This window comes from Clostridium sp. FP2, assembly GCF_011065955.2.
GTDB lineage: Bacteria > Bacillota > Clostridia > Clostridiales > Clostridiaceae > Clostridium_AD > Clostridium_AD tagluense.
In genome coordinates, this window is record NZ_JAAMNI020000001.1 from 3,066,510 (window position 1) to 3,080,639 (window position 14,130).

Annotated in this window: 15 protein-coding genes; all 15 read right to left on the reverse strand. The window is 30.3% G+C overall.

All coding sequences use genetic code 11. The features are described 5' to 3' along the window. Positions 1 to 696 (reverse strand): response regulator, encoded by a 696-nt coding sequence (locus tag G9F71_RS14790; RefSeq protein WP_125005596.1) that lies wholly within the window; start codon positions 694 to 696, stop codon positions 1 to 3. A gap of 38 nt (positions 697 to 734) precedes the next feature. Next, positions 735 to 1,460 (reverse strand): peptidoglycan editing factor PgeF, encoded by a 726-nt coding sequence (pgeF, locus tag G9F71_RS14795; RefSeq protein WP_164949851.1) that lies wholly within the window; start codon positions 1,458 to 1,460, stop codon positions 735 to 737. A 75-nt stretch (positions 1,461 to 1,535) separates the two neighbouring features. Further along, positions 1,536 to 1,991 carry a transcriptional regulator NrdR gene (gene nrdR, locus G9F71_RS14800; protein ID WP_125005592.1) on the reverse strand — a complete coding sequence of 152 codons (456 nt, stop codon included), beginning with the start codon at positions 1,989 to 1,991 and terminating at the stop codon, positions 1,536 to 1,538. A gap of 157 nt (positions 1,992 to 2,148) precedes the next feature. Further along, on the reverse strand, positions 2,149 to 2,424 hold the full coding sequence (locus tag G9F71_RS14805) for a YlmC/YmxH family sporulation protein (RefSeq protein WP_164949852.1): 276 nt from the start codon (positions 2,422 to 2,424) through the stop codon (positions 2,149 to 2,151). Positions 2,425 to 2,623: 199 nt separating this feature from the next. Then, complete coding sequence (gene sigE / locus G9F71_RS14810) at positions 2,624 to 3,331, reverse strand: RNA polymerase sporulation sigma factor SigE (RefSeq protein ID WP_125005588.1); 708 nt, start codon at positions 3,329 to 3,331, stop codon at positions 2,624 to 2,626. A gap of 46 nt (positions 3,332 to 3,377) precedes the next feature. Continuing rightward, complete coding sequence (gene spoIIGA, locus G9F71_RS14815; RefSeq protein WP_164949853.1) at positions 3,378 to 4,184, reverse strand: sigma-E processing peptidase SpoIIGA; 807 nt, start codon at positions 4,182 to 4,184, stop codon at positions 3,378 to 3,380. A gap of 199 nt (positions 4,185 to 4,383) precedes the next feature. Beyond that, positions 4,384 to 5,481: a cell division protein FtsZ gene (ftsZ, locus tag G9F71_RS14820; protein WP_164949854.1), complete on the reverse strand. Its 1,098-nt coding sequence runs from the start codon at positions 5,479 to 5,481 to the stop codon at positions 4,384 to 4,386. Positions 5,482 to 5,496: 15 nt separating this feature from the next. Then, positions 5,497 to 6,738 (reverse strand): cell division protein FtsA, encoded by a 1,242-nt coding sequence (gene ftsA, locus G9F71_RS14825; RefSeq protein ID WP_164949855.1) that lies wholly within the window; start codon positions 6,736 to 6,738, stop codon positions 5,497 to 5,499. 376 nt (positions 6,739 to 7,114) lie between these two features. Continuing rightward, positions 7,115 to 8,170, reverse strand: coding sequence for a type IV pilus twitching motility protein PilT (locus tag G9F71_RS14830; RefSeq protein WP_164943737.1), 1,056 nt, complete (start codon positions 8,168 to 8,170; stop codon positions 7,115 to 7,117). A gap of 14 nt (positions 8,171 to 8,184) precedes the next feature. Continuing rightward, the gene (gene aroE, locus G9F71_RS14835) at positions 8,185 to 8,949 is read right to left on the reverse strand and encodes a shikimate dehydrogenase (protein WP_164949856.1); all 765 of its coding nucleotides are present in this window, start codon (positions 8,947 to 8,949) and stop codon (positions 8,185 to 8,187) included. Positions 8,950 to 9,040: 91 nt separating this feature from the next. Continuing rightward, on the reverse strand, positions 9,041 to 9,757 hold the full coding sequence (sigK, locus tag G9F71_RS14840) for an RNA polymerase sporulation sigma factor SigK (RefSeq protein WP_253199213.1): 717 nt from the start codon (positions 9,755 to 9,757) through the stop codon (positions 9,041 to 9,043). Between the two features lie 92 nt (positions 9,758 to 9,849). Next, entirely contained in the window at positions 9,850 to 11,529 is a 1,680-nt protein-coding gene (locus G9F71_RS14845; protein ID WP_164949858.1) for a penicillin-binding transpeptidase domain-containing protein, read from the reverse strand. A gap of 75 nt (positions 11,530 to 11,604) precedes the next feature. Beyond that, on the reverse strand, positions 11,605 to 12,225 hold the full coding sequence (gene udk, locus G9F71_RS14850) for a uridine kinase (protein WP_164949859.1): 621 nt from the start codon (positions 12,223 to 12,225) through the stop codon (positions 11,605 to 11,607). After that, a complete protein-coding gene (locus G9F71_RS14855) occupies positions 12,225 to 13,448 on the reverse strand; it encodes a peptidase U32 family protein (protein ID WP_164949860.1) in 1,224 nt (407 codons plus the stop codon). The genes udk and G9F71_RS14855 overlap by 1 nt, the downstream gene beginning before the upstream one ends. 5 nt (positions 13,449 to 13,453) lie before the next feature. Beyond that, the gene (locus G9F71_RS14860) at positions 13,454 to 14,122 is read right to left on the reverse strand and encodes an O-methyltransferase (protein ID WP_164949861.1); all 669 of its coding nucleotides are present in this window, start codon (positions 14,120 to 14,122) and stop codon (positions 13,454 to 13,456) included. Positions 14,123 to 14,130: the final 8 nt, after the last annotated feature.

Genomic DNA, 14,130 nt, shown 5'->3' on the forward strand with positions numbered 1-14,130 from the left:
TTAATCACCAAAATTAAATCTATATCCTATACCCCTAATAGTTTGAATATATGCTGGATTTTTATCATCCTCTTCAATTTTTTGTCTTAAATGTCTTATATGAACGTCTACAGTTCTTGTTTCTCCTAAGTATTCATAGCCCCATATTTTATCTAATAGGAAGTCTCGTGTCATAACTCTACCTTTATTTTTTATTAAGATTTCCAATAACTCAAATTCCTTTAAGGTTAAATCAATTTTACTTTCACTTTTAATGACCTCGTGTTTACCAAAGTCAATAGCCAAATTACCAATATTGAAAGTTTTTTCAACTAGCTGCATATTGGTCCTTCTAAGTATAGCTTTAATCCGCGCAACTAGTTCCCTTACTGAAAATGGCTTTGTAATATAATCATCTGCACCTAACTCAAGTCCTATTATTTTGTCTATTTCTTCTCCTTTAGCTGTTATCATTATTATTGGCATATTTGCCATAGATGAGTCTTTTCTAATTTCCTTACACACATCCAAGCCATCCATTCCAGGCAACATTAAATCTAGTAACATCAATTGTGGCAATTGTTCTTTAACCAGTTTTATAGCCTCTATACCATCGCCAGCACATATAACCTTATATCCACTTTTCTCAAGATTAAACCTAATTAACTCCTGAATATGCTCTTCATCGTCCACCACTAATATTTTTTCTCCAGCCATACTAATCCCTCCATACTTTTTCTGCTTAATTTATTGAGTTAAATCATCTCCTGGGTCGTTAAGTATACAAAAGAAAACATCCTACCTTGCTTATTTTCACTATTTCTATAGGAATATAATTCATATTGTTTATTACAGGCAGTACAAGTGTGGGTAGTAGTAATATTTTCTTCTTTGATACCCTTGTCCACAAGTTGTGCCAAAATACATTTTTCTAAATCCAATTTATTATTATTACTAATTTTAATATTACTATAAATATCTTCACTAGTAAACGCTTCTATTAGTTCCGGGCTAACTTCATAGCAACAACCACCAATATGCGGACCAATATATACCCTAATATCCTTAGCTTTTGAGCCATAATTTTCTTCTAATCTTTCAATTGTTTTACTTACAATTAATGCCTTTGTACCTTTCCATCCACTATGCACGGCAGCTATTACTCCTTTTTTAGTGTCTACTAAAATTACTGGAACACAATCTGCCGTAAACACACCTATAGCTGTTTTAGTTCTATCTGATATTAATGCATCTCCATCATTAGTATTTCCATCAAAACTTACAATTATGTCACTATGAATTTGATTTAAATAGCCTATATCTTGTAATTTGTAATGTTTCTTAATCATTTCTAAGTTTAGCAACCCTTCCTGTGTATTTTTATTAAAATTTAGGTCAGCTTTTGCTGTAGAAAACAAAATCACAGCATTCTCATACTGGAATTTTATAAATTCATGATTATTAATAGTTTCATTTTTCATTACTTCACCTCATTTATAAATACATAGAGTGTAAAAATTTTAATTTTTCAAAATACAAAATGCCTAAGGGTGTTTTTATTCCTTAGACATTAATTTCCTTATTTCTTCCATAAACGTATTAATATCTTTGAATTGCCTATAAACTGAAGCAAATCTCACATAAGAAACCTCATCTACATTCTTTAGTATATTCATAATGATTTCTCCGATATAGTCAGATTTTACTTCTGTAAGCATTTCATTATTTAACTGTTTTTCTACCTCATCACAAATGGCTTCAATTTGCATTCTTGATACTGGTCTCTTTTGACAGGCCTTCATAAGTCCATTTATTATTTTTGTTCTGTCAAAATATTCTCTATTAAAATCCTTTTTTATTACTAAAATTGGTATATCATCTACTTTTTCATAAGTAGTATATCGTTTAAAACAAGTTAGACACTCGCGTCTTCTTCTAGTTGCAATATTATCCTCTGTTGATCTAGAATCAACTACTTTACTTTCTTCACAGCTGCAATATGGACACTTCAATGCTTTTCACGCCCTTTTTCTTGTATAGTTAACAAATATAATAACATTATACACTTTTTCTTATAAATTAAAATACTTTAGGCACATAAAAATAAATAACAAGTAGGATAACTTGTTATTTATTTTTATGTGCTACCTTATTAAATTTGTATTCTTGTTATTCATTTTCTATATTTGCATCACTACCATCTACAAGAATAACGTCCACACCAATTTTTTTTACTTTTTCCCAAGGTATCTCAATGCTATTATTTTTATTAAACCAAGATGATTTTTGAGTTGGAAGTATTATTGAGATAATTCGATACTCTTCACAATCGACTTTTAAATCTTTGATGTATCCCATTTTTGACCCTGAATTTAAATCTATAATTTCCATCTGTCTTAAGTTATTTATAGCAAACATTAAGCTGTCCAATTTATTACCCCCCATAAGTTTTTGAAAACCGCTAGTCACGTGCACTAGTCTATCTAAAAAAATGCCTAACACTTTATATTATTTATATTCATTAGTCATTAAAAATATCATTTTTAATGAAAAAAATTAATTTCTTAGAATAAAACATAAAATCATAAGAAGTTTTAAGTATAAATTAAAATGATATTACAAAAAAAGATCCCGTAAAGGGACCTTATACCATTTTATTAATTTCTTTTTTTAATCTTTTTATAATTCTTTTTTCAAGTCTTGAGATATAAGATTGTGATATTCCAAGAATGTCTGCAACTTCTTTTTGTGTTTTTTCTGTAGTTCCATTTAAGCCAAATCTTAGTTGCACAATTTCTTTTTCTCTTGAATTTAAACGTTGCATAGCAAGCCAAAGCAATTGTTTATCTACATCATCTTCAATAATATTGTAGACCACATCGTTGTCAGTGCCAAGGATATCAGAAAGTAACAATTCATTACCGTCCCAATCAACATTTAGAGGTTCATAAAAAGAAATTTCTGTTTTGATTTTACTATTTCTTCTGAGATACATTAAAATTTCGTTTTCAATACATCTTGAAGCATATGTAGCTAATTTAATTTTCTTTTCAGGGTCAAAGGTATTAACTGCTTTTATAAGCCCTATGGTTCCTACAGAAATTAAGTCTTCAACATTCACACCTGTATTTTCAAACTTCCTCGCTATATATACTACTAGCCTTAAATTTCTTTCGATTAAGGTGGCTCTCACTTTTTTGTCACCGGTATCTAATCTAACCACTAATTCGTCCTCTTCATCCTTAGTCAAAGGAGGTGGTAGTGCATCATTCCCCCCTATATAAAACAAATTTTTTGAAAATACTTTGAATTTAACAATCAACTTGTTTAACACTACTTTAAAATTGAACATAATATCCTCCTTATATCTATTATTTTATATAATAATTTTTGAACTTTTAATTAAGTATTCCCCTTGACATAAGGGCATTGTAGTAGTTGTCTTTGCTTAATTTATCCTCACAAAAGGCTATAATTACATCTTTTGTTTCAATGGTTTTTTTGTCAATATGAATATTAATATACTCTGGTTTAAAACCTACAAGGCTTCCCCTAGTTCCATTTAGTACGGTATAGGGAATGTAATAGGTATTGTTTTTTTCTAGTATTACATCATCTAACATATTCCGTTCAACAATTAATACTGGCAAATTAGTAGCAGGCTCACGAAGCTCATTTCCTGTATCTAAAAATGCTACAATAGTTTTTTTATAACTTTTATTAATTATATCAACAGTGTATATAAGCGTTAATATTTTTTTTCTATCCCCTATAAAAATTACGATCCTATATATCAACATATAAATTATCATTACTGAAAGAAGTAATTTTTCATAAGGAAAATTTATTATAATTACATTAAATGACATTTCCTTACTATTGCTTATTTGAATAAATAAACACATCCCAGCTAAAAGAATTGAATATAATATAAATATTAGACAAGCCTTAATTATGAATAAAATATTTTTTTCTCTAAAAACAATTAAAATCATTCCTATAACTATTAATATTTTAAAAGGTATATATGACAAGTATTTAAGCTTTGGGTACACAACTGTTAAAACATATAAGCTACCCACAAAACTTGATAGGCACATCCACATAAGATTCACTCTTTTTCTTAATGTTTGAACAGTAACATGCAATATGAATAGATTAACTATAAAATTTACTAATATAAGAACATCTACATATACTATCACTCGTCCTTCCTCCTTTAAAAACATTATATAACTTATGTGATTAAAATTTTGTCATTTTTTACCACAAATATAATTTTTATTCTTCTATAAAATGCCATTAATTCCCATATTATTTTAAATATACAGGTAATAAAAAAAATACCTATGCACTACAAATTTTATTGTAAGTGCATAGGTACCTATAATTAATTAAAATTGTTTATTTGCTTTGTCTTCGTAAAAAAGCTGGAATTTCCAAATCAGAAGTCTCATAATCTTTAGTATAGGCAGCTTCTTCGATAGGTTTAACAAATTCTTTTTCTTTTTCTTTGGTCTTTGGTACAGTTTTATTTTTTAATATTTTTTCATTTTCAAAGCCAGTTGCTATAACTGTTATTCTTATTTCATCTTTTAAATTTTCATCTATAACTGCACCAAATATGATATTGGCATCTGGATCTGCAGCTCCTTGAACAATTTCCGCGGCTTCATTTATTTCAAGAAGTCCTAAATCTGTTCCACCAGTAATATTTAAAAGTACACCAGTAGCACCAACTATAGAAGTTTCGAGTAGCGGGCTTGAAATAGCTTGCTTTGCTGCTTCTTGGGATCTGTTATCACCTGAGGCTCTACCAACACCCATATGCGCAAGACCTTTTGCAAGCATAATTGTTCTTACATCTGCAAAGTCTAGATTTACAAGACCAGGTATTGTAATTAAATCAGATATACCTTGTATACCTTGTCTTAAAACATCATCTGCCATTTTAAAGGAGTCCATCAATGTAGTTTTTTTATCTACCATGGTTAATAATCTTTCATTTGGAATTGTAACCAAAGTATCTACTGTTTCTTTTAGAGTTTTTATTCCTATTTCAGCATTAATCATTCTTTTTCTGCCTTCAAAAGGGAATGGTTTTGTTACAACTCCTACAGTTAGTATTCCCATAGATTTAGCAATTTCAGCGACTACAGGCGCAGCTCCAGTACCTGTACCGCCTCCCATACCTGCAGTAATAAACACCATATCTGCCCCTTTTATAGCTTGTGATATTTCATCTCTGCTTTCTTCGGCTGCTTTCATACCAATCTCTGGATTGGCACCTGCTCCTAGCCCTTTAGTGAGTTTATCACCTATTTGAATTTTTTGTACCGCATGTGAAAGAATCAAAGCTTGTTTATCTGTATTTATAGCTATAAACTCTACGTTTTTAAGTCCCTCCATAATCATCCTGTTTATAGCGTTATTTCCTCCGCCACCACACCCAATTACTTTAATCTGAGCAAATTCTTGAACATCAACATCAAAATCTAGCACGACACTACCTCCTTATTAGAAAAAGTCTGCAAAAAACCCTTTAATTTTTGCTACAAATTGGTTTTTTTCACCTTTACTTTGTTTTTTTGACCATTTACCATCATCTATTTCTTCAGAAAAACTATTACTAGTTTTAAGATTATTAGCAGCTTGTACAACTATTCCAACTGCTGTAACGTACAGTGGACTAGCAGCGCCCACATAATCTGGAGAACCTATTCTCACTGACTTATTGAATATCTCTTTGCTTAGCTCAGTGGTGCCTCTAAATAAAGAGATACCTCCACCAACTATAACTACACCAGAAATTTCTTTATAAAATCCACTATTTAATAAGTTGCTTTTAATTAAATTTAATAACTCTTCTGCTCTAGCCTCAATTATATCAACTAATAAATTATTATCAATATCAGTGAAATTATCATAAGAATCTTTAACCCTAATTTTCTCTACATCGGTTTCTTTGCCTTTGACTAAACTTCCATATTTAAGCTTTAATCTTTCAGCTTCGCTAAATGGAACTTTAAGACAAACTGATATATCATTAGTGATATTATTTCCACCTAATTGAAGAATAGAAGTATATTTTATTTTTGAACCCTTGTATATTGAGATATCAATAGTCTCTGCTCCAACATCTACAATTGCTATTCCCATATCCTTTTCTTCTCTTCGAAGCACTGCCTCCGAAATAGCTGATGGTTGAAGTACTATGCCATTAACTTTAATTCCAGCATATTTTACACTTTTTAACAAATTACTAACTACGGTGGATTGTGCCATGACTACTTGTGCTTCAACTTCTAGTCTTACTCCACTCATTCCTCTAGGGTCTTTGATATTGTCATATCCATCAACAATATATTGTTCGGGTTCAACGCCTACTATTTCTTTGTCGGATGGAACTGAGATAAGTTTAGCTGCTTCAATTACCCTGTCCACATCAGATTGTTTAATTTCTCTGTCTTCAGAAGATATTGCAATCATTCCAGTATTTCTTACTAGTTCGCAAATTCCACCAGGTAGTGATATATATACCTCACTTATTTGTATATCTGTCATACGCTCTAATTGTGTGATACATTGCTTTATAGATTCAGCTGTACTATCAATATCTATTACAACTGATTTATTTAAACCACTACATACCACTGATGTAATGCCTATAATCTGAAGTTTTCCATTGCTAGCAATCTTACCAACTGCTCCGCATATTTTCGTTGATCCTAAGTCTATTCCCACTATGTGTTCATTCATTAAGTTTATCCCCCCTTATAAGAGAAACCTCATTTTATATATTCAACAAAAAAATAAATTTTCCTCTTATTTAAATGAGTTTTTTATAATATTTATTAGAAATTTAAATACAATTAAAGCTGCATACATTTTATTCTATATTAGTAGGTATATATAAACTTAATTTAGAATTAGTAAACTACATTATAATAATCATAATAATATTAAAAAGTTAATTTTCTTCTAGGTTTAGTATAATAGCAATATATAAAAAAAGCAATATTATATTAATTAGATACCCTTACCTAATTAATATATGATTAAAACTTAACTTTAAAGTAAAAATGGAGCTAAAAGCAATAATTCATCTATGCTTTTAGCTCAGTTTAATTATTTGCTAAAGTGATAGCATTCTTAACATCATTTCATTGTCAACGGAGTATGTCATTGCCTCATCTTTTGATATAATACCTTTTTTATATAAATCTGCAATGGACATGTCCATTGTTTTCATACCATATTTTCCACCAGTTTGAACACAAGACTGCAATTGATGCGTTTTACCTTCCCTTATAAGGTTTTGAATTGCTGGAGTTGATATCATTATCTCAAGGGCCGCTACCCTTCCTTTTTCATTAACTTTAGGTATTAATTGTTGAGAAACTATTCCTTGCATTACTGCTGCTAATTGGACTTTAATTTGTTGCTGCTGATGTGGAGGAAATACATCCACTACTCTATCTACTGTTTTTGCCGCACCTATAGTATGTAGCGTAGAGAAAACCAAATGACCAGTTTCAGCCGCAGTAATAGCAATAGAAATTGTTTCAAGATCCCTCATTTCGCCTACTAATATAACATCTGGATCTTCTCTAAGGATAGCTTTTAAAGCATTTCTATAATTTTTACTGTCTTTCCCAATTTCCCTTTGATTAATGATGGATTTATTATGTTTATGCAAATATTCAATAGGATCCTCCAGGGTAATAATATTACATGCTCTAGTAGAGTTAATTTCATTAACCATAGCAGCTAGTGTAGTACTTTTACCACTGCCTGTAGGTCCAGTTACTAAAACTAGTCCTCTTTGCTTTGTGGTAAGTGCGCGAACAACCTCCGGAAAATCAAGTTGTTTGAGCGTAGGTATTTTTAGGGAAACTACTCTAATTGCTATAGTATCGCTTCCCCTTTGTTTATAAACATTAACTCTAAATCTTCCAATACCTCCAATAGAGTAAGAAGTATCAATTTCTCCATTTTCATAGTATTCTTTATAAGAATCTTGTAAAATCTCTCTAGAGTATTTTTCAGTATCCCCTGGAGTTAATTTATCTTTCCCTACTTGTATTAGATGCCCATTAACTCTAATAATTGGTACGGAACCAACTGTTAAGTGCAAATCTGATGCATTTTCTTCTGTAGTTTTCTCTAGCAATTCACTAAGTGATATCATTGTTTGTCCTCCTGTTATTTTAATGAAGCTTTCCAAATATCTATGGCAAAATGGGCTTGGAATTTTAGCATATTCTTGCCATTTATAATCTTAGCTCCCTTTTCCTTACCTTGTTTTAAAAACAATGTTTTCTCAGGTATATAATTTAAATCGTATAATATATTTTTTTCTGAAGCGTTTTCCAGTTTTAATGTAAATTCCTTAAGATGATCTATTCCACCTAAGGGTGTACAATTTACAATTATATTGTAGTTGCTACAATCTATAATTGAATTAAATTCTACAAATTTATCCATTTTAGAAAATTGGTTAAGAATCTTATGTTTGTCTCTTCCTGTAATATCTATTGATTCTATTCCTAAATCTTTAAGTGCAAAAAATATACTCTTTGCCGCACCTCCATTTCCAATAATCAGTGCCTTGCCATTTAGAGAGTTAATCCCCTCTACTTTTAGGCTTTTAATGAAACCTAGATAATCTGTATTGTAGCCAATAAGTTTATTATTTTTTAATACAACTGTATTGACTGCGCCTATATCATTTGCGGGATACGTAACCTTGTCTAGAAAACTTATAATATGCTCTTTATAAGGTATAGTTACATTAAAACCAACTATACTATTTTTTTCTAAATTTTCAATAAAAGAACTTATTTCATTCTTTTGTAAATCATATAAGTTGTAATTAAAATCAAGTCCATTTAGTCTGTAATACTCATTGTGAACTTCCGGTGATCTTGAGTATTGTATATTGTTTCCAATTAATCCAGTATACTTCACTTTATCATCTCCAAGTTATAATATGGAAGACTTATTAATATTCGACGAAATTATAAAATTCTCCTTTTTTTATTTTTTCTATTCTCTATAACTATTTATTAGAGCAATTAAGTTTTGATTTATTAGTATTATTTAATTCTTTATAAAGCTTCTTTAATGCTCTCTTTTCAATTCTAGATACATAAGACCGAGAAATTCCTAGAATTAATGCAATTTCTCTTTGAGTTCGAGGGTTACCATCAAGTAATCCATACCGCATTTGGATTATTATTTTTTCTCTATCCATCAAAGCTACGTTTATCTTACTATAAAGCTTTTTAATTTGTATTTTATTTTCTACTATCTCAATAATAGAATCTTCATCACTACTTAATACATCCATTAGCGATATTTCATTTCCCTCTTTATCAATTCCAATAGGATCCTGCAAATACACCTCACCTTTTGTTTTTTTATTATTGCGAATAAGCATTAGTATTTCGTTTTCTATGCACCTGGCAGCATAGGTCGCAAGCCTTGTTCCTTTGCTTATATCAAAGGAGTCAATAGCTTTAATTAGTCCTACAGTTCCAATGGATATTAGGTCATCTACATCCTTTCCTGGGTAGGAATATTTTTTTACTATATGTGCAACTAGTCTTAGATTCCGTTCAACTAATATACTTTTAGCTAGTAAATCACCTTGTTTTAACTTTGTTAAATAAAATTTTTCTTCTTCTTCACTTAATGGTTGAGGAAATGAACTACTACCAGTAATGTAAGCTGTTAAAAATGTAACATTTCCAATCATATCTAATAAACAATTCATGAAAAACACGGAGGTTCCTCCTAATAGTGCTTGTTAATATAATATGATTTATATTATTAATATTGCCTGTACATAAAAAATATTTATTTAATTTATTTTTTAAGTGCATTTACTACTTCTTTAAATATTGGAGCAGCCGTGCCACCACCTTCTTCATCTGCTATACCATTTACATTCATCCCGATATTATTTACAAATACAACCATAGAATAATTCTTCCCCTTCCAATGAAAAAAACCAACAAACCATCCATCTGATTTAGTTTTTTCCTTATCCTTATAGGAAGTAGTGCCAGTTTTTCCACCTATGTTCATGTCTTTAATATAAGCCTGTTTTCCTGTACCAGTTTTTACTACATCCATCATATGAAGTTTAATCGTCTCCGCAGTTTCACTTTTTAATACACGAGAAGTTTTAGAAGTGATTTTCTCTAAAATTTCTTTATCACCCTTTAGGAAGGAGTCTATTATTGTTGGCTGTACATATATCCCATTGTTTATGATAGTATTAGGAATACTAATAGCTTGTAGTGGTGTTATTCTAGCAGTCTGACCAATAGACGTAAAGCTTGTATCTTCAATTTTAGGACTCGATAGATCTACCTCTAATTTACCACTTTGCTCCTGCTCAAAATTTAAAACTTTACTAAATAAACCTTGTTTTCTTGCATAATCATACATATTTTCAATACCTATCTTCCAACCTAATTGAGCGAATATATCATTAGAAGAATCAGATAGTGCCTCTGAAAGTGTATATTCATATCCAATTTTATGCTTATCAGCTTTTTTAAATATATTGCCTTTTACTGCAATTGTTTTATCCTTGTCTATTAACTTTAAATCTATCCCAGCTTCCTCCACAATAACTTTAAAAATAGATCCTGCAAAAAAACCATTACATAAATTTGCATTTGAGGTACTATCATTTTTTTGTGCCATTGCTCTTATTTTGCCAGTGCTACTCTCCATTAGTACAACACCAATTTGGTCATATTTTTTGTATTTATCCTCATGAAGAATACCTTCAACACTATCCTGAAGTTCTTTATCTAAGGTAAGTTTTACATTAATATTGTTTTCAGGTTCAATAATTTTGCCTTCAGATATCTCACCATCAACGCCTTTAAGAAATCTAATTTTTGTAAATTCATTGTTTTTGGTTTTATTATATATTTGCATTTCTAGAGAATTAGGACTTTTAAAAATGGGGTCTTTAACCCCCTCTTTATAGTATTTTGGATTTGACAATAAATTTTCAATTTTCCATATCTTATCTCGAGTAACCTCATTGGCTGCATAAGCATAAAACCCTTTTACTCCTTTAATATCCTTAAGTTTATCATAAGTCTCTTCATCAATTTTATATTTTATTTTTTGTCCATTACCACTACCATTTATCTTATATAAATCATAGTTGCTATTATAATTTCTTAATATAAAGGTTAATGCTTGCATGTCATATTTGCTAGTATATTCATTAAATCTAAAATAATCTAGTGGATCAATAATTGCGTAATAGTTTATATTATAATCCAAAAGGGGATTATCTTTACAATCAGTTAAACTATATTGCAAACCATATTTTTCATCTATTGTATATTGTGCATCTGCCATTGCTTTTCTATCTGGTCCCTTAATATACATATTATATACACATTTCCAAAGGAGGAAAGAGAACATTAGAATTATTATTACCATTACCGTCCAATTTCTTTTTCGAGCTTCTCTCCTGTGATTTGAAGAACCAGATATATTATTTCTACTATACATAAAAACACCTCACTTAGCCTAATTCTAGCCTTAAATGAGATGTTTTATACTTTATAATTATTCCTTTTATGTTTCTTACTTTTGTAATGATTGCCTTATATTTGAAGTAATTATATCTATAGCTACCTTGTTATGTCCACCTTCAGGTATAATAATGTCCGCATGCCTTTTAGTCGGTTCTGTAAATTGTTCATGCATTGGTTTAACAACATTTAAATATTGATTTATAACAGAATCGGTTGTTCTCCCTCGCTCATTAATATCTCTCACAAGTCTTCTTATAAACCTAACGTCTGCATCCGTATCTACATATATTTTAATATCCAGCATATCTCGAAGAACTTTTTCTTGGAGTACAAGAATTCCTTCAACTATAATAATTTCCTTTGGCTGCACAGAAACTGTTTCTTCCATTCTATTATGTATTTCAAAATTATATATAGGCTTTTCAATAGCCTGTCCTTCTAAAAGAAGAGTAAGATGCTGAACTAAAAGTGAAGTATCAAAAGCATCTGGATGATCGTAGTTTGTTTTTATCCTTTCTTCAAAAGAAAGATTACTTTGATCCTTATAATATGAATCTTGTTCAAGCATTGCAATACATGTGTCATCAAACTGTTTATAGATTTCTCTTGCAATGGTACTTTTTCCTGATCCCGTTCCTCCAGTTATCCCTATTGAAATCGGACGATGCATTATTTTTCCTCCTTGCATTTTATGAGTATATCATTCTCATGAAGTTTTTCCATAATATTTACAGTAAATAACATCTGAGCATTTGGAGCAGAAGCTATATTCTCTCCCTTAGAATTTCTCATATCATTAAGCACAATTATTACATTATCGCCTACAGGTCTTAATACTTCAACAGTATCACCTTGGAATACCTTATTTCTTTGCTCTATTGATGCAATATTAGTTTCTTCATTATATTCCCGTACAACTCCAACAATATCATAATCTCTAATATATGAAGAGGATTCATATATCTGTTTGTTTGGATCTCCAAAATAAAATCCAGTATAATATTGTCTATGGCTAGGTTTTAGAAGATTATCCATCCATTTTTGCTGGAATTTATAATTTACTGGATCTTCTATATAAGCATCCACAGCTTCTCTATAGGATTTACATACAGAAGCAACATAATATGAGCTTTTCATTCTTCCTTCTATTTTAAAAGACATTATACCGGTTTCCATAAGCTCTGGCACATGTTCTATCATGCATAAGTCCTTTGAATTCATTATGTAAGTACCTTTATCATCTTCAATTACAGGAAAATATTCTCCATCTCTTTTTTCTTCCACTAAAAAATATTTATATCTACATGGCTGAGCGCATTGCCCCCTGTTAGCATCTCTACCTGTCATATAATTTGACAAGAGACATCTTCCAGAATAGGACATACACATAGAACCATGAACGAATGCTTCTAGTTCACATGTATCCGGTAATTTTTCTCTAATTTCTTTAATTTCTTCTAGGGATAATTCTCTTGCAAGAACAATTCTTTTTACCCCTTGTTTATGCCAAAAAATAGCTGATTTATAGTTTACATTGTTAGATTGAGTGCTTAAATGAATTTCTAAATTTGGTACAACTTCCCTAGCCGTCATAATAATTCCTGGATCAGATACAATTATAGCATCCGCCCCTAGTTCATATACTTCTTTTAGATAATCTTCCAGACCTTGTAAATCATCATTATGAGGAATTACATTTAAAGTAACATATACCTTTTTATCTCTTGAATGGGCAAAATCTATACCTTCTTTTAATTGTTCATTAGTAAAATTATCTGCAAAAGCTCTTAAATTTAATTTACTTCCACCTAAATAAACTGCATCTGCACCAAAATTTATAGCTGCTTTTAATTTTTCTAAATTACCTGCTGGTGCTAGTATTTCTGGTTTCATTGGTTTTATTCCTCCTCGCTACTCTCTTTGCATTTTCTTACTGTAACTGAGATTCCATCTCCCATAGGTATTACAGAAGTTATAAGTTCATCATTATTAGATACTAATTCTAAATAGCTCTTCATACGTTTTATTATAGTTACTTTTCTACGTGTTGCAAGCTCTTTTGATGCAACCATTCCTCTAAAAAGAACATTATCAGCAATAAGAACTCCCTGTTTTTTTAGAAGCCTAAGGCAGTGCGGAAGAAAATGATTATAATGTCCTTTACCAGCATCCATAAAAATCATATCATATTCACCCTTAAGATTTTCTAAAATTTCTAGGCAATCCCCTTGTAGAATAGTGATTTTATTTTGCAATCCGTATTTTTTTATGTTAGCCTTTGCAAGCTCTATCATTTTTTCATCTCTTTCGATAGAGGTAATCTCACTTAGTCCTCCAAGCGTTAGATTCATTAAAATAGCAGAATATCCTATGGCTGTACCCAGTTCTAATATCTTTTTAGGCCTATTCATAGTTATCATTAATTCTAAAAATTTAGCAGTTTCTTTTTGAACTATAGGAACTCTATTTTCTAGAGCAAATTTTTCTAAATCTTCTAAAATGCCAGTATTACTAGGAATCAATTCTCTTAAATATTGTTCCATATAATCATGTGTTATGCCACTCATTTAATTTC